The organism is Brevibacillus sp. IT-7CA2, assembly GCF_949767855.1.
GTDB lineage: Bacteria > Bacillota > Bacilli > Brevibacillales > Brevibacillaceae > Brevibacillus.
In genome coordinates, this window is sequence record NZ_CATKQT010000051.1 from 217,797 (window position 1) to 237,251 (window position 19,455).

A 19,455-nucleotide genomic window follows, 5' to 3' on the forward strand; every position below is an offset into this window, starting at 1 on the left:
AATGGAACTTCATTTCACGACGACATTTGGTAATCTACCCCATTATTACCATATGTAAACTTATTCTTTACAAACTTTTAAAAATATCAGAACATAACGATAATAAATCCGCATAAAAAAAGGCGCCTGCCATCCGAAAAGCTCGTGGATAGTAGACACCGCACTCTAGAAATTCGTATCGATTACGAAACAGGTGGTTGCTTATTCGCTCGAGGTTCTTTCATTCCACCAAGACGCTGCAACTGGCGAATCATAAGGAACGAGAACCCTGCGAAACAAACGATCGTCAACGTAATTTTGCTATATTGATAAACTCCCGCAACCATTATTTCCAGTTGATCGGAGAACCAATAGCCTGCCACAAAGTAATGCAAGGTCCAAACGATACTGCTCGGTAAAAAGAATAGGAGGAACTGCCGAAACGGCATTCGGCTGGCACCGGCGAGAATAGGCACGATATGACGAATAATCGGAAGAAAGATACCAAAAACAAGCAGCCAGCCCATTGACCCACGCAATACCGACAGTAAATCAGCACGCAAGCCCAGCTTCCTGGTCATCCAGCCAAATGCCTTTGCTCCCAGTAAGTACCCCGCGCAAGAAACGATGAAAAAAACGGGGTATATGACGGCAAATGCTGTAAAAAAGTCCGCTCCTGTATTGGCAATCTGCGCCCCCACAGTCATGACTGTAATCTCATCAGGAATGAATTTTCCCAGCATGCCTGTAACCATCTCCCAGAATAGCTCGTAATACCCTGTAAACTCCACCTGTGTCGCCTCCTTTCTCTCTGCACTCTATCCTAACGGGTAAACCTTTCAAAAGAAGACAGAAATCCTTAAGAAAAGGATAAGTATTTCTGAAGAATTTCTTACGAAGTGCGCAAAAAAGCTCATTCCTCCTTTGTATTTAAAGTAGAATGAGCTTTGAAAACGAATCATGCTTGGTTGTCAAGTTTTTTGTTTGGTTTGGATTGTATTGTACGATCTAGCTATTAAAATTGGAAACTGGTCTGCACAAGCACTTATTCGTACACAATAAACACTCTATTTCCACTTTGAATTGCTTGCTCTAAAAAGCTAATAATATCCATTGTAATAGCCGGGAGCACTGGAATAATATTACTTGATTCATTTTCTGTAACTTTCTTAACATCAAATGATTTAAACAATTGTACTGCTTTTTCAACATTTGTGATTTCCCAAGGACTTTCTTCATACCATCCTTCATGAACGTAATATTCATGTAATATTCCATCTTGAACGGGAGCCTGTTGAACCAAGCAATCTAGCAATGATTCAAAATACCCATTCCAAAGTTTGAGCACTTGCACTTCATTTGATTTTTCATACATAAAGATTATCTCAGGCTCTCCTTCAAATCCAACATAATATAAATCATTTATCGCTTCTGATTTCATAATATTACTCCTTCCAATGACCTTGATCTAATATTCTTACTTGTTCAGGTGTAGCGGTTCCCGCTTTTCTAGCAGCTATTGCTTCATACCATTTGTACCCTTCCACCCATTCATTTTCTCCTGTTTTATAAAATGACTTTGGTTTTTGTCCTCCAATACCAGGTATAGTTCTTTGAATTACCCAGGTGTTTCCTTGATCAACCGGCGCTCCAGAGGTTCTTGTATGCCACCGGACTTCATACTTATATGTCCCGTCATTCCACTTGTAAATTATTTGTTCATAGCCATCGTTCATTGACTTTGCTTTCATATTTGCATTTTCAGGTATTTCGATCGGTGCATTCTTCCTATACTCTTTTGCTATATTCAGTTGTTGCTCTTCATCCATCTCGGAAAATTTAGTATTCTTATTAATATCACCCTTCCTCTTATTTACATTCGCTAACCCATCCCATAAATCCTCAGCATTTTTGCTTCTTCCCACCGTAAGTGCCGCAAAAACAATCCCACCGACTGCATCTGCATCGGCGAGGTTTAGCTGATCATCCCGCAACGTATCCAAGTCTTCCTGGATCGGCTTAACATAGCTTTCTTGCACAAACAGTTTTACACCCTTAGGTAAATCCTCTGCCGCTTTTTGCAAACCTTTCGGCAAATCATTTGCGGCTTTCTCCAAAGCTCCTGGCAGCTCACTTGCCGCTTTTTGCATTGCAGCAGGAACATCTCCCAGCTTTGATATTCCTTTGACGAAGTTGTCCCACATGGTTGGCTTTTCCTGCGGCTTCTCGCAAGCTGGTCCTTGTCCAAAACTGGCATCTGAAGACCCACTGTTAGCTGACGATTGATTCCCTATCGTTACACCACCCAAATCCTGCCCATCGTCTTCAATCTTGATCAGTCCGCAATGGAAACACATATTCGTGGATTTGTTCAGCAATGCGAGGTGTCCACCAACCATTTTGTCCGGCTTGCCATCTATCCATGGCATGGTCATCACAGGTGTGCACGGCATCAGCGTTAGTACACCATTATTTGCTGCGGTGGCAGAAGCGACAACGGGATTCTTCAAGTTGTTGCACTTTCCAAATGGCATGATATTAACGTTGGGAACGAAGTCCATGATGTTCATTTGCGGCTTCCCTTTTACAAAAACACCATGACTGAACGGCATTTTCAGCCTACTTAACTGACTTCCGCTACTACAAGATAAAATGGCGCCAACAACCACATAGCTCTTGCGTTCCGCATTCGATTTTTGGACGGAGATATATTGGGCATACAGTCTCCTCCTCTCTGTAAGGTTCCTATACAGATGGAAGATGCTCGTGCTAATAGATGAAGACCAATATCCACACTATATATAAAAAGGAAATAATGCCCATACGGTAGGTATCGGACACTGGACTAATCAAAAAAAACAGGTATAAAGTTGCAAAATTACATTTCACGATAGGGTATCAACCACAAAAAAACGTGTTCACCAACTACCGCATACACACGGCTTGGCAAACACGTTCTTACTCTCTATTCTCTTCCGTCAGCCTTACGCTTGCTGCGCAATGCTGACATGGCTTCAATGAACTCTTCCTTGTCAATGACATTCAGCTCATATAGCTCCCGAATTTCATCTTCTATCAACAGCAAATCTCCTTCAGGATCACCTGTATAAATAAATAATCCGAAACGGTGCAGAAACGCCTTCAAATCGAATTCATTCGGGTTTATTTTCAATGAGCTCCCTCCAGATCGATTTCCATCCTTGCGAGGACGGCATCGTAATCAAACTCGACAGCAAAGCCGGTAATGACGATGATCTTCGCGTGTGGATACGCTTCTTGCCACGTCTCCTCCTCTTCCGGTTTCAATCCGACGATATACAAAGGGTCCGCGGACAGCTGTGGGTGTTCTTGACACAAGCGTAAAAACTCCTTGCATCTCTCCTGTTCGACAGCCGCATTCAGAACGAGGACAGCTCGCCCTACTTCTCCGGACTCTCTTTGTTTAGCCAGCAACTCAAACGTTTTGACCGAAGGCACAATGGCATTGATTTCAGGAAAACGATCGAGCACTTCATCTAGCCAATCATCTTCATGCCAGGCCAGGTAGTAAAGCATCGCAGTAGACATGTAACAAACACCTCATGGATATATACTTGACAATATAGGTAGCCATTCTTATTTCTTTTCTATTATAGCACGTCTTGCCATAACTGCCCACGTTGCTGGCTTGACTTCGTCTTTTCCTTCACGTAAGGTGGAAAAAGCAAACAATCCGCTTGAATAGATTTTTGGCGAAAAGAGGTAGACGTAGTGAATAAGAAGCACCTTGCCCTCTTGTTCTTTATTGCTTTTTTCATCATGCTCGGTTTTGGCATCATTATCCCCATTCTTCCCTTTTTCGCGGAAAAATTGGGTGCGACTTCGTTTCAAATCGGCTTGCTTTTTGCCAGCTACAATATTATGCAGTTGGTGTTTGCACCGATTTGGGGAGCACTTTCGGACAGAGTCGGGCGAAAGCCACTCATATCATTCGGGCTGTTCGGCTTTTCCATCACCTTTATCCTGTTTGGACTAGCTGACAGTTATACAGAAATGCTCCTGTATCGCATTTTGGGTGGAATCGTCTCGGCTGCCGCATTACCAACCGTAACTGCTATGGTGGCGGATCTCTTCCCTTCAGAAGAACGGGCAAAAGGGATGGGGGTCATTGGCGCCGGGATTGGACTTAGCTTTGTCTTCGGTCCGGTAATTGGTGGACTGCTCAGTGAATTCGGCTTTGCCGTTCCCTTCTACGCTTCGGGTATCGTGGCGTTGCTTACGTTTTTCCTGATCCTGTTTGCCTTGCCAGAGAGCTTGCCGAAAGAAAAACGGGCGAATCTACAAAAAGAACAGCGGCAAAATCCTCTTGTCTCTTTGTTCGGTTCCATGTCCTTGCTGTACGGTATTTTGTTCACCGTCTCCTTTGCTTTTTCCGGACTAGAAACGACTTTTGCCCTGTACATAAGTGATTTGTACGGTTTCACCTCAAAAGACCTCGGCTACATGTTTCTCGTCATGGGCTTGATCGCTGCCGCAGTACAAGGCGGGCTCATCGGAAGAATGGTCAAACAGCTAGGGGAAGCAAGTGTCCTCGTCATTGGGATGATTCTTTACGGCATTGGCTTTTTTGCCATTCCACTGTCGGGTAACTTTTGGGTGCTGGCGCTGATTCTCTCGTTATTCGGAGCAGGACAAGGAATGATCAGAGCGACAGCTACAGCAATGATTACCCAACGGACGACGCAAGGCCAAGGCGTGACGAGTGGGGCAATCAGCTCGATGGACAGCCTTGGACGCATCTTAGGTCCATTAGCTGGTGGAGCGGTTTACCAAGTCTCCCACAGCGGTCCGTTCTTCCTCGGAGGGGTCTTGATGGTATTGCTCCTCCTTTGGTTCGTCAGCAGCCATCGTCGCTTGCCAGAACCAAGCACACAAGCGCAATCGTAAGCGATACAAAAGGAAGCACCGCCAGCATTCAACACTTTGCTGGCGGTGCTATTTTTATTGCAACCTACTGTTCCTGTAACTCCATCCAAGACGAAAAAGTTACCTCTATCTCCTGCTGCACCTGATCGATCGCTTGTTGCCAAGCCACTAACTGCTCGTAATCTGCGCCTTCACTCTGGAGCAAGGACGTCAGTTCACCTTTTCTTCCTTCTAATGATGCTATTTTTTGTTCAAGCTCTGCCAGCTTATATAGATTCGGACGTTTGGCTGTCGCATTCGTCACGGCCGTCTCCTGAACTTGCTTGATGACTGGCTGCTTTCGCTCTATTTCCTCCGGCTTACTGGCACGAGCAGCGATCCTCTGTTTTTGTTTTTCCCTTGCTTCCTCATAGGAACCCACATCGTGAATCAACCGCTTATTTTCCACCCAAAACACACCATCTGCCATCTTTTGCAGGAAATAGCGATCATGAGAGATGATAAACAACGACCCGCGAAAATCGGCCAACGCTTCCTCCAATGTTTCTCGCGCTTCAATATCCAGATGGTTGGTCGGTTCGTCCAGAATGAGCAGGTTGATTTCCTGATGCATCATTTGCGCCAAGCGCAGTCGCATTCGCTCTCCACCGCTCAACTGCCCGATCCGCTTGAAAACTTGTTCGCCGTAAAACATAAATCGTGCCAGCAAATGTCGTGCTTCCGGCTCCGTTACTCTGGCTACTTCACGGAAAACGTCAATCAGCCGCTGGTTTTGATCCCCTTCCAAAGCTTGCTGTGACAAGTAGCCTACCTTAACGCTGCTGCCAATTTTGAGCGTACCTGCGTCTGGCTCAACCTCTCCCAGTAGCATGCGAATCAGCGTAGATTTACCACAGCCATTTGGTCCAAGCAGCGCTTTTCTCTCGCCAAAGCGCAATAAAAAACTAGCGTCCGCAAACAACTGTTTTCCGCCAAATGTTTTCTGTACCCCCGTCGCTTTCAGCACATCCTGCCCGCTTCGGTCGGTCTTCATAAACTGCAAGCCCATTCGATCCGCTTCCATTTTCGGTCGCTCGATACGCTCAATCCTCGCTAGTGCTTTTTCCATGCTTTTTGCCCTACGGTGAAAAGCCTCGTTCGGCGGATTGGAGCGATTACCCCACTCCTTGAGCCGTTTGATCGTCTCTTTCATTTTCTTAATCTGCTTCTGCTGTTCCTGATAAGCGGCAAACTGGCGCAGCAAGCGTTCTTCACGCTCCGTAGCGAACGCACTGTAATTGCCGATATAGAATTCGGCTTCTCCTCCGTCCACATGATAGACAGACGTGACGACCGCATCCAAAAAATAACGGTCATGGGAGATGATCAGGATCGTGCCCTGATAATTTTTTAAAAACTCCTCCAGCCACTCCATCGACTCCACATCCAAATGGTTGGTCGGCTCATCCAGGAGTAGAACATCGCTTTGTTGGCAGAGTAGCTTTGCAAGACCAGCCTTCGTCTTTTCCCCACCGCTGAGTTGGGCAAAAGGTGTTGCTAACAGTTCTGAACTAACTCCCAAGCCCTGTGTCACCTGGGTCATTTTCGTCTCCCAGTGATAGCCATCCAGTTGTTCAAATTCATCTTGCAGCTTTTGATAGCGCAGCATGAGGCGGTTTAGCTCTTGTTCATTTTCGTAAAGCAATCCCATCTGTTGCTCGAGTTCGCGCATCTGCTCCTGCAGCTTGATAACATCTGCAAAAGCGCTGGCTACAACATCCGCCCCCGTCCACTCAGTCGGATACTTCGGCGTTTGCGGCAGGTACGCCCATATCGTTCCTTTTGCCCGAAAAAGCTCACCAGAATCGGGGCCTTCGATACCAGCCAGTAGCTTGAACAACGTGGTTTTGCCTGCTCCATTCGGTCCGACGATCCCGACGCGTTCTCCTACTTTGATTTCCAATGTGATATCTTGTAAAACCGGATCTGCTCCGTACGATTTCTGCAATTGCTGTGTCGCGACAATAATCATGATTATTTCCTCCTTGAAAAGTTGGTAACGGTTCAAAATAATGGACTTCCTGGTGGCCCCGGCACAATTTTTGAGACCACACCGCACGTGCGAGTGGACGCAAAAAAGCCGCAGGCCATTACCTGCGGCATCGTGAAAGGGACTGACCTTACGTCAGTTACCCATTATAGTCAAGAACAAACCGCCCCTGATCGATGCATGGTACGCCTATGGAAACTCCGTTCAGTTGTATGCGCAAAAAAGGACAGACTGGTCCCGTTGAATGAAAAATCATGCGTCATACTGGAAGTTTCTACCACAAACCATGCTTGCAGAGTTCCGAACACGTACACACACCTCCGTTTCTCAAGGGATAGGAAATCACAACCATATCTTACATCAGGAGTCACACAAAAACAAGAGGCCTGCTACGTGCTCCTCACTAGCAGGCCCTGTGCGTTTTTTACCCGATTTTCTTATCGACTTCCGTTGCCCTCTGTGGCAAACAGCGGCTTCTTCGTCTCTGCATCCAGAAAGACAATCGTCGTGTAAGGTGGCAGCTTCACTTTTGCCGCCAAATACGGATAGGAAATCACTTGCGGGTACATTCTACCCGGATCAGGCAGCGTTTGTTTGACATACACAAAAAGCTGCTCCCAGCTCTGCTCGACTTTTGTTACTTGCAGTCCGTAGCCAGGATTCGGTGAGGACCCACGTGCGATGACATAAAGGTCTCCCTGCTTGTGAATGCCTTGCTGTTCTTTTACCGAGTCAATAAACGTACGTTCCTGTTCTGTCAGCTTATCGGTATCGACAAGCGTAAAAGCACTCTCTTCTCCTGCCATCACAATTTCCACCGCCTTTTTCTCGGCATTCCACGTGATTTGATGTCCGGCCTGCTCTGCCATCCATCTCAACGGCACATACACTTGCTTGTCACGCACGATTGCGCCCTGCCCATCTAGCAGCCACTTGCCATTCAACGCTACTTTTCCGGTAACGAGATGGAACGTCAACGTACCTTTTGCCAGCTTCATTTCTCCATTCGTTGCATCTTGTTTCCAAGTGCCTCCTAAAATCCGGCTCGCATCCTCGGCAGATACATAGGTGCGCTGCTGGACGAGAATCGGTGCTTTTGCCAAGGAAGATTGCTCTCCGTTTACCAGTATCGCAGTTGTCGCTGTTTGCGCTGTGCTAGCCCCTGCCTGCATTGGGTAAGCCGCCAACACTTGCAGTGTCAGGGCAACAGCCAAAATCGATTTGCCTTTCATTGTTGTTCCTCCATCCCTAATCATCATTTTCGTCATTCTTTACTTGTTAGACATAGGTTTCCTCTGATTCGTTTCACTATGACTGAGATTGGCGAGAGATTAGTGCAAAAGCCAATTTCCCATGACCAGAACAATCGGGATGGACAAGAGCGCCAGCAAGGTAGAACAAACCGTCGTCATGGCTCCCATCTCCTCATCCGCCGCATAGCGCCCGAACAAGATCGAGGCCAATGTCAGGGTAGGCATTGCTACTTGCACAAGGGAAACGCTGACGATATCGCTGTCGATTGAAAAAACGGACAAAAGAAACGCCGTCATCAGCGGAAAAACAACTAATTTAAATGCGAGTGGCATACTCAAAAGCTTCAATGATACTTGCGGTTTGTTGCGCAAAAACATAGGCAAGAGCATACCAATGTACATCATGGCTAACGGAGAGGCGAGCTTGGAAAGCGTTCCAAACAGCTGCTTCACAGGCTCAGGTGGCACAAACCCGATGATGGCAGAACCGAGCCCAAAGACGATCGCAACCATCGGAATGTTGATGAGTGTCTTGAGCCCTTTCAAGGAAAAGCTTCCTTTTTCCTGGAGCATCATCACGCCCACTGTCCATAGCACAACATCCACACCTGCGTCGAAAATAGCCGCCAAGAGCGCCCCTTTTGGCCCAAACAATGCTGCACAAAGCGGTAAACCGATGAAGCCTGTATTCCCCAAGCCGGACAAGAGCGCAATCTCACGGCGTTTTTTCACCGGGAGCGGAAGTGCACGCGCACCTAACCAGCCGATAAAAATGCCCAGGCAGTTTAGGATAATCGAAATGAAGAATATTGCAAAAATTTGGTATAAAATTTGTTGATCAATGGTTGTCTGAAAGATCCCGTCTAAAATAATGCACGGCATGGCTACATTTACAATAATCGTGATGACGAGTTGGCGAGAGTCCGCAGTCAAGGGTTGCCGGTAGCCGATTAAGCTACCGATCCCAATGATGACGGCCATGATGAGGATGGACTGCTGCAACGTTTGTAGTTCCATGCTGCCCTCCTGCCTACATTTCTACCGGAAGCCATTCGAGTTCGGTCGGCTCCCCTTTTTCACATGTTCTTAGCAAATCCCCGCACAAAGGAACAACCCGCTCAAGCGGAACACACCAGGAAAGGGGAAAGGCAACTTCACTACCCTCGATGACGAGCGTGGACATCACCGCCGATTGCTTGTCTGCCGCAAGGACAAAGTGCTGCTCAACCGGCTCGTGTTCTTTCCATTGCACCAATACTTTGCCGTTGTTCCCGCCTGCTACGACCAAATCCACATGATCTCCATACGCTGCGTGAACCAACGTCCGCGTTACTCCATCCAATTGAGCGATTTCCTTCAGCACTTCATGCCAAGCTACATGCTTTTGCTCCATTCCACTTCCATCTGTATACATACGCCAGTCGTTTAACATGTTGATTGACTCCTTTTTTCGGTGCGCTCTCCTATGAAGAACAAGCACGTAATTGCTTGTAGGCCTTTCAATTCGTACTAATTGTACGCTTCTTGACGAGGAACCTCAACCACTACTTCTGCGCCAAGTTTTCGTCTCATGCACATAGCCACCGTATGAATGGAGAATCTTAAAAGAGATAACAAGTGTAAACGTTACTGTAGTCGTGGGGAGGAAACAGGAGAAAACGCTCAGCTTCTTGTCCCACCCGCTGTGGGATTGACTGCCCGCCTCCATGCAAAAAGCGAAACCGCGTCCAAAGTAGTCGTTTCAGGATGTAATTCAGAGGTGGACGCTTAAAGGCGTGTTTCGCTTTTTGCATTCCGTCTCGGTCGGTGTACCAAAGATCTTCGCTGTTTTCTCCTGTTTCCTCTACGAGCTTTCCCTGTCTAAACAGACTTTTAGAGATTTAAAAGAATGAAGAAATGTCATTGTTACGACAGAGAAGAATATTTCCAGACGTAGCGACTTGTGGAGTCCTACCGAGCGGAGAAGGGATTCGCGGGCAAAAGAAACGCAACCGTGCCCACGCGACGTAGCGGCTACCACTTTTGCGTTTCCCCGCGAATCCCTTCGGAGCGGACAGTCTTTACCCCCAGCAGGACGGAGCCTGGAGCCTAGACTGGAAATATTCTTCTCTTCACCGCAGCCACATAGAACCTTGCCCCCACGAATTCAAAGTAATCAAATAGGATTTAACAAATTAAACGTTGACAAAGGCATGAACGACCACTACTATGAATCCATGAAATCCGATTAACATAAAGGGGATTACAACATGAAAAAAGTCATTCTGTCTACCTTACTATCTTGTCTGCTACTGGGAATGGTTGGATGCAGCACTTCCGGTTCTCCTTCTCAGCCGAATAATACGACTCCGCCTGCTGATCAAGCAGCTTCGCAAAATTTGCTAGAAAAAGTGAAAGCCGAGAAGAAACTCGTCATTGGTACGGAAGGTACATACTCTCCGTTTACGTATCATGATCAGTCGGGCAAATTGACCGGCTATGACGTGGAGGTTGTCACAGAAGTTGCCAAGCGGCTCGGTGTAGAGCCTGTGTTCCAGGAAACCCAGTGGGATGCCATGTTTGCGGGACTCGACTCCAAGCGCTTTGACGTCATTGCCAATCAGGTAGGAATCCGTCCTGATCGTCAGGAAAAGTATGATTTCTCCAAGCCATATACGATTTCCCGTGCGGTTTTGGTCACGCACAAGGACAATAACACTGTCAAAGACTTCAAGGATATCAAAGGGTTAAAAGCCGGACAATCCATGACCAGCAACTACGCTGACCTCGCACGCGCCAATGAGGCGGAAATCGTCGGTGTAGACAATTTCAATCAAGCGATTGACCTGATTGCACAAAAACGCGTGGACGTCGTGCTCAACGATAATTTGTCGGTGCTTGATTTCCTGAAACAAAAGCCAGATACGCCAATCAAAGTCGTGGCGAAAAATGCAGATGGCCAACCAACCGCTTTCATGTTCCGTAAAGGAAGCACAGAACTAACTGACGCGATTAACAAGGTGCTCGATGAGATGCAGCAGGACGGCACCCTTTCCAAAATTTCCGTCAAATGGTTCGGCGAAGATATCACGAAGTAATTCTTAGGAGGAAGTTTTCATGGGCATAAGAATATAAATAAATTCTTAGGCGTTGACAAAATTGTCTGTCCCTTTTAGTATGTTCCTATTCAAATTCACATCGGTTTAGTGGGGGTTAATTTATGAAAAAACTATTATTTTCCCTTCTCGCTTCCACTCTGTTAGTCGCATTGGCAGGTTGCGGGTCGTCTTCAACTGGACAACCACCGCAAAATAGTGCCGCTCCTGCCCCAACAGAAGAGAAACAAGAACAAAACTTGTTGGAAAAAATAAAAGCCGACGGTAAAATTCTGATCGGAACCGAGGGCACATACGCGCCGTTTACGTTCCACGATCAGTCTGGCAAGCTGACGGGCTATGATGTGGAGGTCGTGACAGAGGTAGCGAAGCGCATCGGTGTTGCGCCTGTGTTTCAAGAAACACAATGGGATGCGATGTTCGCTGGACTTGACTCCAAGCGCTTTGATGTCGTAGCGAATCAGGTAGGCATTCGCCCTGATCGCCAGGAAAAATACGACTTCTCCAATCCGTATACCGTATCCACAGCGGTCCTTGTCACCCATAAAGACAACACGACCGTAAAAGGCTTCGAGGATATTAAAGGTCTGAAAGCAGCGCAAACATTGACGAGCAACCTCACAGATATCGCGAAGAAGAACGGAGCGGAAATCGTCGGTGTGGAAGGCTTTAACCAAGCGATTGACTTGCTTGTTTCCAAGCGTGTAGACATTACGATCAACGATGGGATCTCCCTGTTGGACTTCATGAAGCAAAAGCCTGATGTTCCTATCAAAATTATCGCAAAAGATCCGAACGTAGCGAAAAACGGCTTCCTCTTCCGCAAGGGCAGCACAGAGCTGGTTGATGCATTCAACAAAGCACTGGATGACATGACGAAAGATGGTACCCTCGCAAAAATATCAGAGAAATGGTTTGGTGCAGATGTCTCTAAGTAGCTTCTTTGAAAACCCAGAACGCCTGAACCGATGGATCGATATCGCGCAAAGCTCCTTTCTTCCTCTGTTGAAAGGAGCCTTGCTCTATTCTTTGACAATCGCCATCGCTGCCTTTTTCATTGGTCTGATCCTTGCAGTTCTCACTGCGTTGGCACGACTATCCGGCATTAAGCCGCTGATTGCCATCGCCCGCTTTTATGTATCGATCATTCGCGGTACTCCTTTATTGGTCCAATTGTTCATCATTTTTTATGGCTTGCCGAGCATCGGCTTGATGATCGATCCGATACCGTCGGCAATCATCGGCTTCTCTCTCAGCGTCGGTGCCTATTCCTCCGAGGTGGTACGTGCCGCAATCTTGTCCATTCACAAAGGTCAATGGGAAGCAGCCTACTCCCTGGGGATGACCTACTGGCAAGCACTGCGCAGAGTCGTGCTCCCACAGGCATCTCGCGTCTCCATTCCTCCTTTGTCCAACTCGTTTATTAGTCTGGTCAAGGATACTTCCCTGGCTTCGGTCGTTCTGGTACCAGAGATGTTTCGCAAAGCCCAAGAAGTCGTCGCTGCGACATATGAGCCGCTGCTGGTCTATGCGGAAGCGGCCCTTATTTACTGGGTGATTTGCTTCGTACTCTCTATTATCCAGGATCGCATCGAAAACAAGCTGGACCGTTATGTCTAAAAAGCAGGTGAAAACGCATGATTACGATCACGGATGTGCATAAACAATTCAATACCTTACATGTACTTAAAGGCATTTCCCTCTCAGTGGAAAAAGGAAAGGTAGTCGTTATCATCGGTCCTTCTGGCTCCGGGAAAACAACCTTGCTTCGCTGTCTGAATGCACTTGAGGTTCCGACCAACGGCAGCGTCCAGATCGGCGACGTCAAGCTGGACTTTTCCAAAAAAGTAGAGAGAACAAGTATTCCGAAACTGCGAAAGCAAACCGGGATGGTGTTTCAAAACTACAATCTGTTCCCGCACATGACAGCCGTTGAAAATGTGATGGAGGGACCTGTCACTGTAAAAAAAGAAGACAAAGAAAAAGCACGTGCGAAAGCCGCTGCTCTCCTGACAAAAGTTGGTCTCGGTGATAAGCTGGACCATTATCCTGCACAGTTGTCTGGTGGACAACAGCAGCGTGTAGGCATAGCTCGGGCACTGGCGATGGACCCGCAAGTCATGCTATTTGACGAGCCTACCTCCGCTCTCGACCCGGAGCTCGTTGGCGAAGTGTTGAAGGTGATGAAGGAGCTTGCCCAGGAAGGGATGACGATGATCGTCGTCACTCACGAGATGGGGTTCGCCCGGGAAGTTGCCGACGAGGTTATTTTCATGGACCAAGGCGTCATCGTGGAGCGAGATACACCTTCCAATTTGTTCGCAAAACCGCGTGAGGAACGCACACGTCAGTTTTTGCAGCATTTGAAGTAGTGACCAGAAAAAAGACTCTGTCTCTTGTATAAGAGCACAGAGTCTTTTCTTTGCAATAGTGCCTTAATCATCAATGAAGCAAATTACTAGGAAAATAATAATGAGAATCCAAATGAACCCGCCACCAAAAAAGCCGAAGCCTCCGCGATCGCAACCCATGATCTTCCTCTCCTCCCATTGAAATCAGATGGACGCACCGATCTGCTGGCAAGGATCAGTACACAGTCAGCTTATGACAGCCGCATCTCTCCTGTATGGATGCCTGTCTATCCCAGTGATTAAAAAGAAAAAAACGGGTGCTTGCCCTCCGCATTTATACAAAACCTAAAATTAACAAATGCTTCATGTTCTCTCTACTCTTCCTTAACATCAGACAACTATCATGAATGTGTCAGACCCTACGATGGACATTACGTCCTCCATTTCCGCCCGAATAGCCCCCTTCTACATCGGGCGGGCTTTTTTTCTTTGCCGCTAACATATAAAATATGGATAAATAGACATTTTTAGCGGAGAGAGGGGTTATTTCGTGGAAGGATATAAACAGGCGTTAGCGCAATATATTGACGCTACCAATACACATGACTTTGCCAATGTAGAAAACGTACTTCATCCGAATGCCATTTACTGGTTTTCCGACAAGACTTGTACATCCATGAGTGAGATCCGCACTTACTTTGAAAATGCTTGGCATCTGATCAAGGATGAAGTCTATGCGGCTACGGATGTCCAATGGATTGCTGTCGATCAAAGGTCCGCTAGCTGTGTATATACGTATCAATATCAAGGCTATTACAACGGGGAATTCGTCACGGGACGTGGTAGAGCCACGAATATTTTTACGAGAACAGAGACAGATGAATGGAAGCTCATTCACGAGCATCTGAGCGGCAAAGTTGAGTAAGCCCCAAAAATAAAAGCCTCGCTAGGTAGCAAGGCTTTCTTGGTAAGTCGAGACCCCTCATGCAAGGGGTCTCGTTTGTTTTTTATCGATTAAAAAGGGATTCGCTCTGAATGAATCACATACTGATGCTGTTCAGCCCACTCTTGGAGACCCTCCCAAAATGCTTCGCAAGCGCTAACGATTTTTGCTGAATCAGTCAGATCCCCCGCCATCACCAATCTGGCTACCTGATCGAATCCAGCTGGACGATGTGGCAATTCCAGCGCTTCCGACAAAACCTTGGCCCCTGTCGAGTAAAGCTGTCGGTTATGCAGCCCGATCAACATCGCACCGTATTGGGCAAACTCCATAGCCAAGTAGGGCAGATAGGTATGTGGGCCGTTTAGATTTACGTTTCGCAACTTGCCAATAAACTCGTACATTTCCCCTACGAGAATACCGTTGATTCCCTCTGTAAACTCTTCCTGCGATGGTGATTCTGCTGCTTTTTTGAGCGTTTCAAAAAAGCCCTTCGGATCGTACAGACTCAGCGGAGAAAAGAATGGGCCATGTGTCAGCGGCCAATCATCCTCGACCGTAGCGGCCGAGTTCAGCAAAACATCTGCACTGCACACATTCACTTCAGCCTTCCAAGGTCCCGCTGACCATTCGTAGCTAAATTCTATTGCTTCCCCTGATTCTTCTAGTACACAAAACATCTCGATATCCGAGTAAGGGCCGTCTGTCCCTCGAGAAACGGAACCATACACCCCAATGGCGAGAACTTTTTCTTTGTACACTTCCTGTAATCTCGCAGCAATTTCTTGGCAGGTTTGAAATCGTTCACTTCGAGATATTTTTATAGGTCCATTCATGTTCATTTACGTACATCTCCCTTGATATATTGTGGGGTGAGCTGACACAAATACATGAATGGAGGACCTCGGGATTAACGGGGGACTTTTTTTGGATGCATGTGAACTTCCTCCCATCGACCAGATCGTAAGGTTCGTAATGATATGCATTTTACCAAGGAAAGGAAAATCTTACGAGTGATTTTTATTCGTAGTGGGAGCATGGGCGTTGTCGATGGCCGATTGAATATACGCTTGTAGCGTATCGATGAAGGTACGAGCGGCGAACCCCATATATTTGTCTCTGCGATAAACTAGACAGATGTCTTGGCTGGGTGTCGGATGCAAGAGATTGATGATCGCAATCTCGTCGTCCTTTACGTTTTGCAGCAATAAGCTAGGCAGGATACAGCCCCCGATCCCCTTTTTTACAAGAGTCAACAGAGACAGGAGTGTGGTCGTTTCGATATGAGGCTGCAAACGAAAGCCTTCCTGTAAGCAATAGCGATTGATAAGCTGTCTCGCTTGATGATCCGGTGGAAACATCACCATTTTTACATCTTGAAGCTGATCAAATTTGATTGCCTTTTCCTTGGCAAGTGGATGTGCGGTATGAACCGCCAAAGCGAACTCTTCGTGAAAAAGCGGAATGACAGTGATTCTCTCATCCGGCTCAGGTAACACAGTCACGCCCAAATCAATCTCGCCAGATATGATTTGCTCCACTATTCTTGTAGACTCAATGACGGATAAGGATGTTTTGGGATACAAGCGGTGAAATTCTACAAGAAGAGCATCAAACAACAAGTCAGCATCGCCAGGCAGGACACCGATCGTGAGCGTGCCCCCTTCGTTGTTTTTCATGGCAGCAATCGCTTCACGTGCGTAGTCGATATGGGAAAAAACATGCCGACTCTGTTCCAGCAATACCTTTCCTGCTTCTGTCAGCGTGATTCGCTTGCCTAAGCGGTCAAACAGCGGGACACCCAGCTCATTCTCTAAAAACTTGATTTGCTGGCTGAGATTGGACTGCGAGGTACACAGCTTTTCTGAGGCCCGGGAAAAATGCATTTCCTCACATATTGCCATAAAATACTCCAATTGCCTGAGCTCCATTGCTTCACCTCTTACGCCTTATCATTTTTACTAATCATTCTAATCGGAAAGGCATGATTGTTGCGATTTCCCCTACGACGTACACTTTAGTTGACGGTAAGAGCACTGTCAATCATAGGAAAATGATAGGGAGGTTTTGTCTCATGTCTCAAAGCATGATCACTACAGCCACATCCGTTCGTCAAATTGGCCTGCAACAGATTCCCATGATTCCTGAGGAGCTATTGGATGTTCAATCCCCCGCTTTTTCAAATACACTTCGCTGGAATATCGGGCATATCGCCTTTTTTTTTCAGCATTTCTTGTCCATCGGCTTGCCTTACCAATCTGACCTGCCCGCTTCTTTTGCTACTCTTTTTCAGACGGGAACGAAGCCTTCTGACTGGACGACTGCACCACCCTCGAAAGATGAGCTGATTCACTACTTGTCCGTACAGCTTGAACGGTTGTCCTCCGTCACCCCTGACGAGCTAGAGGCAGCTTTGCCAGCCCCCATTACAATGGGTCCCTTCCAGTTTACGACGGTAGGAGAAGTCTTTAACTTTGCCGTCATGCACGAGTCTATCCATCTGGGGATCATTTCAAGCATGGTAAAAGTCATAGCACAGGAAGCAGCAGCCAAGTAGTTACAAAAAAACGAGACCTTCGAATGGTCTCGTTTTTTTCGTTTATTCGAACCGAGTGAACTTTTCTTCGGCAGATGTGCGTGTGCGTGCTGCTGGTACATTTTCCTGATCGAAAAAACCGAGGTGCAGGAAACCAACGACTTTCTCTCCTGGTGCAACACCCAAGATAGCGTGTGCCTTCGGGTCCCAGTTGTGTGCGTTTGTTTTCCAGACTACGCCTAATCCACGCTCCCATGCGAGCAACTGGAAGTTTTGAATGAGAGCAGCGGTCGCACTGAAATCTTCTTCCCATTGTTTTTGGCGCGGGTCTTCTTTCATGATGACAACCAAATAAGCTGCCGGTTGGTTGTACATGTCTCTGCGCGCCTGATAGGCTTCTTGCGGATAGCAGGTGATCAACTTCTCTACGAACGCTTCTTTTTTCTCTGAAGATACAAACATAAATCTCCATGGCTCACGTATACCATGGTTTGGCGCGTACACTGCGTCATTCAACAGCTCTAGAACAAGTTCTTCGGACACAGTATCTGGTTTATAGTCTTTTTTTATAGAGCGGCGCTCTCGAATGATTTTGGCAATAGACACAACGGTCACCCTCTTCTCTTAGACTTCCATACTTTGATAATGGTTATCAGTCTTATTCAGAACATATGTTATCGTGTACACTCGGCAAAATCAAGTAAGAAGTAAACGAAACTGCACACTACGCTTACAGGGATATGGTAAACTTTTGGACGAGGAGGGATGTAGCTTGGACGGACAGCGCCCAGCTCTCATAAAGCCCGGATTTTTCAGTATCGATGCGCCAGCAGACAGGCGACGCAACGAATTTGACTTTCATAATGAAGCGCTGCTCTTCCATCAGCAGCCAGTCGATTTTGTTTTTTTCGGTGATTCCATCACGCATTGGTGGGATCTCGCTACCTTTTTTGGGCGGTCGGGTCAGACGATCGTCAATCGTGGAATCGGCGGTGACACAACCGAACAGGCCCGCAGACGTTTTGCCGCGGATGTCCTTCAATTGAAGCCACGTTACGTCATGATCATGATCGGGATCAACAATACGTGGGCGTTGGATACATTCTTGCCTTCCGACCGACTGACACCCCAAGAAATTTGCCAGCAGGTGACCACTGATGTAGAAGCAATGGTGCATGCGGCTCTCGAGCAAGACATTCAGCCCATTCTTTGTTCCCTTTTGCCTACATGCATGGACCGATACGCACGCAACCGTGAGCGAAACGAGCTCGTCATCACTATCAATGAACGGCTTCAGGCTATTGCTGAACAAGCAGGCTGTCTCTATGTCGATTATCACTCCCGCATGACGGACGCAGATGGCATCACACTGCGCAAGGAATTGGCTGACGACGGACTTCATCCGCATGTCCTCGGCTACCAGCTCATGGCGACCGTTCTGCGCGATACACTTTATGCACATGACATCGCACTTGGCACACCATCCTGAATGAAAAAAGGATGCGGCTTCTTATGCCCATCCTTTTTTACTGCTTATTCCGGTCGACGGTCCGTCAGCCAATGCCCACCTGCGATTTTTCCCACTGATGCCATCAAAACAGACATATGAGACTTACCATCGATGCCTAAATATTCGTTCATGTCATGATCCATCCAGTGACCAATCGTCGTTACCCCAAGCCCCAGTCCGTTTGCTACCAAATGCAGGTTCTGCGACACGTGCCCGGAATCCCACCAAATATAGCGGTACGCACGTTCTTTGTATTTGTCTTTCGTGCGATCCACCATCGCTGTCCAAACGAAATTGACAGCAGCCCGTCTCGTCACCTCTTGTTCTTCTGTGAACAGATAGGCGATCTCGGCCGTGTCCTCTCTCTTTAGTCCCTCCAAGCACCAATTCTGTACATCCAGGTGATACAAGCCTTTCTCCAGTCCCTCCACGGTGTTAATCATCAGGTACGTCTCAATCGGATACAGGGCGCCGGCAGACGGCGTCGTGCGTAATTGATAGTCTCCCATATCATCTGTGATGCCCTGTGTACCCCACAGTAGGAGATTCAATTCGTTAAGCGTCATTGGCTGCTTCAAGAAATTACGCTTGGATCTTCGATTGGCGAGGACCTCCCACAAATCGACGGACGCTGGAAACTGCGGCTTCCCCAAATCAATGCGGGTAAATACCTCTTCATAGCGCAAATACGTCGCTGGTCTTTTCGAAAAATCGTAACGAGAGGCCCAGCCTTTTTCCAGCTCGCCCACCCGGTAAGAGGTCGCCTCGATAAATTCATTTGCAATTCTCTGCCATTCGGGATGCATCTATGTTCCTCCTCGTATTTTCTTGGTGGTGATGCCTTTTACTATACG

The 19,455-nt window shown here is 47.2% G+C and carries 20 protein-coding genes and 1 pseudogene; 8 read left to right on the top strand and 13 right to left on the bottom strand.

Annotation, left to right across the window (positions count from 1 at the left end):
• Positions 1–182 precede the first annotated feature (182 nt).
• From ACM6JA_RS24555 to ACM6JA_RS24575, 5 genes and pseudogenes are all read right to left on the bottom strand, one after another.
• The gene (locus ACM6JA_RS24555) at positions 183–770 is read right to left on the bottom strand and encodes a DedA family protein (RefSeq protein WP_414854483.1); all 588 of its coding nucleotides are present in this window, start codon (positions 768–770) and stop codon (positions 183–185) included.
• Positions 771–1,024: 254 nt separating this feature from the next.
• On the bottom strand, positions 1,025–1,420 hold the full coding sequence (locus tag ACM6JA_RS24560; RefSeq protein ID WP_414854484.1) for a hypothetical protein: 396 nt from the start codon (positions 1,418–1,420) through the stop codon (positions 1,025–1,027).
• Between the two features lie 865 nt (positions 1,421–2,285).
• Positions 2,286–2,687, bottom strand: a pseudogene (locus ACM6JA_RS24565) (DUF4280 domain-containing protein); the annotation flags it as partial.
• A 257-nt stretch (positions 2,688–2,944) separates the two neighbouring features.
• Positions 2,945–3,151, bottom strand: coding sequence for a YqgQ family protein (locus ACM6JA_RS24570; protein ID WP_007721527.1), 207 nt, complete (start codon positions 3,149–3,151; stop codon positions 2,945–2,947).
• The gene (locus tag ACM6JA_RS24575) at positions 3,148–3,546 is read right to left on the bottom strand and encodes a hypothetical protein (protein WP_414854485.1); all 399 of its coding nucleotides are present in this window, start codon (positions 3,544–3,546) and stop codon (positions 3,148–3,150) included. Before ACM6JA_RS24575 ends, ACM6JA_RS24570 begins: the two co-directional genes overlap by 4 nt.
• Positions 3,547–3,729: 183 nt before the next feature.
• Here ACM6JA_RS24575 and ACM6JA_RS24580 point away from each other — a divergent pair, with 183 nt between their 5' ends.
• Entirely contained in the window at positions 3,730–4,905 is a 1,176-nt protein-coding gene (locus tag ACM6JA_RS24580; RefSeq protein WP_414854486.1) for an MFS transporter, read from the top strand.
• Positions 4,906–4,969: 64 nt separating this feature from the next.
• Here ACM6JA_RS24580 and abc-f read toward each other — a convergent pair whose 3' ends face one another.
• The 4 genes from abc-f to ACM6JA_RS24600 all read right to left on the bottom strand — a co-directional run bounded on the left by abc-f (position 4,970) and on the right by ACM6JA_RS24600 (position 9,598).
• Positions 4,970–6,895, bottom strand: a complete 1,926-nt coding sequence (gene abc-f, locus ACM6JA_RS24585; RefSeq protein ID WP_414854487.1) for a ribosomal protection-like ABC-F family protein — start codon at positions 6,893–6,895, stop codon at positions 4,970–4,972.
• A gap of 455 nt (positions 6,896–7,350) precedes the next feature.
• Complete coding sequence (locus ACM6JA_RS24590) at positions 7,351–8,145, bottom strand: stalk domain-containing protein (RefSeq protein WP_414854488.1); 795 nt, start codon at positions 8,143–8,145, stop codon at positions 7,351–7,353.
• A gap of 99 nt (positions 8,146–8,244) precedes the next feature.
• Positions 8,245–9,183 carry an AEC family transporter gene (locus ACM6JA_RS24595; RefSeq protein WP_414854489.1) on the bottom strand — a complete coding sequence of 313 codons (939 nt, stop codon included), beginning with the start codon at positions 9,181–9,183 and terminating at the stop codon, positions 8,245–8,247.
• Positions 9,184–9,196: 13 nt separating this feature from the next.
• The gene (locus ACM6JA_RS24600; RefSeq protein ID WP_007721540.1) at positions 9,197–9,598 is read right to left on the bottom strand and encodes a hypothetical protein; all 402 of its coding nucleotides are present in this window, start codon (positions 9,596–9,598) and stop codon (positions 9,197–9,199) included.
• An 817-nt stretch (positions 9,599–10,415) separates the two neighbouring features.
• Here ACM6JA_RS24600 and ACM6JA_RS24605 point away from each other — a divergent pair.
• The 5 genes from ACM6JA_RS24605 to ACM6JA_RS24625 all read left to right on the top strand — a co-directional run bounded on the left by ACM6JA_RS24605 (position 10,416) and on the right by ACM6JA_RS24625 (position 14,537).
• Entirely contained in the window at positions 10,416–11,243 is an 828-nt protein-coding gene (locus ACM6JA_RS24605; protein ID WP_173618614.1) for an amino acid ABC transporter substrate-binding protein, read from the top strand.
• Positions 11,244–11,365: 122 nt separating this feature from the next.
• The gene (locus ACM6JA_RS24610) at positions 11,366–12,199 is read left to right on the top strand and encodes an amino acid ABC transporter substrate-binding protein (protein ID WP_414854490.1); all 834 of its coding nucleotides are present in this window, start codon (positions 11,366–11,368) and stop codon (positions 12,197–12,199) included.
• Positions 12,186–12,881: an amino acid ABC transporter permease gene (locus ACM6JA_RS24615; protein WP_414854491.1), complete on the top strand. Its 696-nt coding sequence runs from the start codon at positions 12,186–12,188 to the stop codon at positions 12,879–12,881. Before ACM6JA_RS24610 ends, ACM6JA_RS24615 begins: the two co-directional genes overlap by 14 nt.
• Positions 12,882–12,898: 17 nt before the next feature.
• Positions 12,899–13,633 carry an amino acid ABC transporter ATP-binding protein gene (locus tag ACM6JA_RS24620; protein ID WP_414854492.1) on the top strand — a complete coding sequence of 245 codons (735 nt, stop codon included), beginning with the start codon at positions 12,899–12,901 and terminating at the stop codon, positions 13,631–13,633.
• 529 nt (positions 13,634–14,162) lie between these two features.
• A complete protein-coding gene (locus ACM6JA_RS24625; protein ID WP_414854494.1) occupies positions 14,163–14,537 on the top strand; it encodes a YybH family protein in 375 nt (124 codons plus the stop codon).
• Positions 14,538–14,626: 89 nt separating this feature from the next.
• Here the strand turns inward: ACM6JA_RS24625 and ACM6JA_RS24630 are convergent, their stop codons facing one another.
• Both ACM6JA_RS24630 and ACM6JA_RS24635 read right to left on the bottom strand, forming a co-directional pair.
• Positions 14,627–15,397, bottom strand: a complete 771-nt coding sequence (locus tag ACM6JA_RS24630; RefSeq protein ID WP_414854495.1) for an ANT(4')-I family aminoglycoside nucleotidyltransferase — start codon at positions 15,395–15,397, stop codon at positions 14,627–14,629.
• Positions 15,398–15,562: 165 nt separating this feature from the next.
• Positions 15,563–16,486: a LysR family transcriptional regulator gene (locus ACM6JA_RS24635; protein ID WP_414854496.1), complete on the bottom strand. Its 924-nt coding sequence runs from the start codon at positions 16,484–16,486 to the stop codon at positions 15,563–15,565.
• A 143-nt stretch (positions 16,487–16,629) separates the two neighbouring features.
• Between ACM6JA_RS24635 and ACM6JA_RS24640 the strand changes: the two genes are divergently transcribed.
• Positions 16,630–17,112: a DinB family protein gene (locus ACM6JA_RS24640; RefSeq protein ID WP_414854497.1), complete on the top strand. Its 483-nt coding sequence runs from the start codon at positions 16,630–16,632 to the stop codon at positions 17,110–17,112.
• A 42-nt stretch (positions 17,113–17,154) separates the two neighbouring features.
• Here ACM6JA_RS24640 and ACM6JA_RS24645 read toward each other — a convergent pair whose 3' ends face one another.
• Positions 17,155–17,706 (bottom strand): nitroreductase, encoded by a 552-nt coding sequence (locus ACM6JA_RS24645; protein WP_193375266.1) that lies wholly within the window; start codon positions 17,704–17,706, stop codon positions 17,155–17,157.
• A 157-nt stretch (positions 17,707–17,863) separates the two neighbouring features.
• Here ACM6JA_RS24645 and ACM6JA_RS24650 point away from each other — a divergent pair, with 157 nt between their 5' ends.
• Positions 17,864–18,580, top strand: a complete 717-nt coding sequence (locus ACM6JA_RS24650; RefSeq protein WP_414854498.1) for a GDSL-type esterase/lipase family protein — start codon at positions 17,864–17,866, stop codon at positions 18,578–18,580.
• Positions 18,581–18,624: 44 nt separating this feature from the next.
• Here the strand turns inward: ACM6JA_RS24650 and ACM6JA_RS24655 are convergent, their stop codons facing one another.
• Positions 18,625–19,407 (bottom strand): SagB/ThcOx family dehydrogenase, encoded by a 783-nt coding sequence (locus tag ACM6JA_RS24655; RefSeq protein WP_414854499.1) that lies wholly within the window; start codon positions 19,405–19,407, stop codon positions 18,625–18,627.
• Positions 19,408–19,455 lie beyond the last annotated feature (48 nt).

Coding starts and splice junctions, on each gene's coding strand:
- abc-f (WP_414854487.1), bottom strand. CDS start 6,895: ATGATTATTGTCGCGACACAGCAATTGCAGAAATCGTACGGAGCAGAT.
- ACM6JA_RS24620 (WP_414854492.1), top strand. CDS start 12,899: ATGATTACGATCACGGATGTGCATAAACAATTCAATACCTTACATGTA.
- ACM6JA_RS24595 (WP_414854489.1), bottom strand. CDS start 9,183: ATGGAACTACAAACGTTGCAGCAGTCCATCCTCATCATGGCCGTCATC.
- ACM6JA_RS24590 (WP_414854488.1), bottom strand. CDS start 8,145: ATGAAAGGCAAATCGATTTTGGCTGTTGCCCTGACACTGCAAGTGTTG.
- ACM6JA_RS24560 (WP_414854484.1), bottom strand. CDS start 1,420: ATGAAATCAGAAGCGATAAATGATTTATATTATGTTGGATTTGAAGGA.
- ACM6JA_RS24630 (WP_414854495.1), bottom strand. CDS start 15,397: ATGAACATGAATGGACCTATAAAAATATCTCGAAGTGAACGATTTCAA.
- ACM6JA_RS24600 (WP_007721540.1), bottom strand. CDS start 9,598: ATGTTAAACGACTGGCGTATGTATACAGATGGAAGTGGAATGGAGCAA.
- ACM6JA_RS24640 (WP_414854497.1), top strand. CDS start 16,630: ATGTCTCAAAGCATGATCACTACAGCCACATCCGTTCGTCAAATTGGC.
- ACM6JA_RS24615 (WP_414854491.1), top strand. CDS start 12,186: ATGTCTCTAAGTAGCTTCTTTGAAAACCCAGAACGCCTGAACCGATGG.
- ACM6JA_RS24655 (WP_414854499.1), bottom strand. CDS start 19,407: ATGCATCCCGAATGGCAGAGAATTGCAAATGAATTTATCGAGGCGACC.
- ACM6JA_RS24605 (WP_173618614.1), top strand. CDS start 10,416: ATGAAAAAAGTCATTCTGTCTACCTTACTATCTTGTCTGCTACTGGGA.
- ACM6JA_RS24575 (WP_414854485.1), bottom strand. CDS start 3,546: ATGTCTACTGCGATGCTTTACTACCTGGCCTGGCATGAAGATGATTGG.
- ACM6JA_RS24635 (WP_414854496.1), bottom strand. CDS start 16,486: ATGGAGCTCAGGCAATTGGAGTATTTTATGGCAATATGTGAGGAAATG.
- ACM6JA_RS24610 (WP_414854490.1), top strand. CDS start 11,366: ATGAAAAAACTATTATTTTCCCTTCTCGCTTCCACTCTGTTAGTCGCA.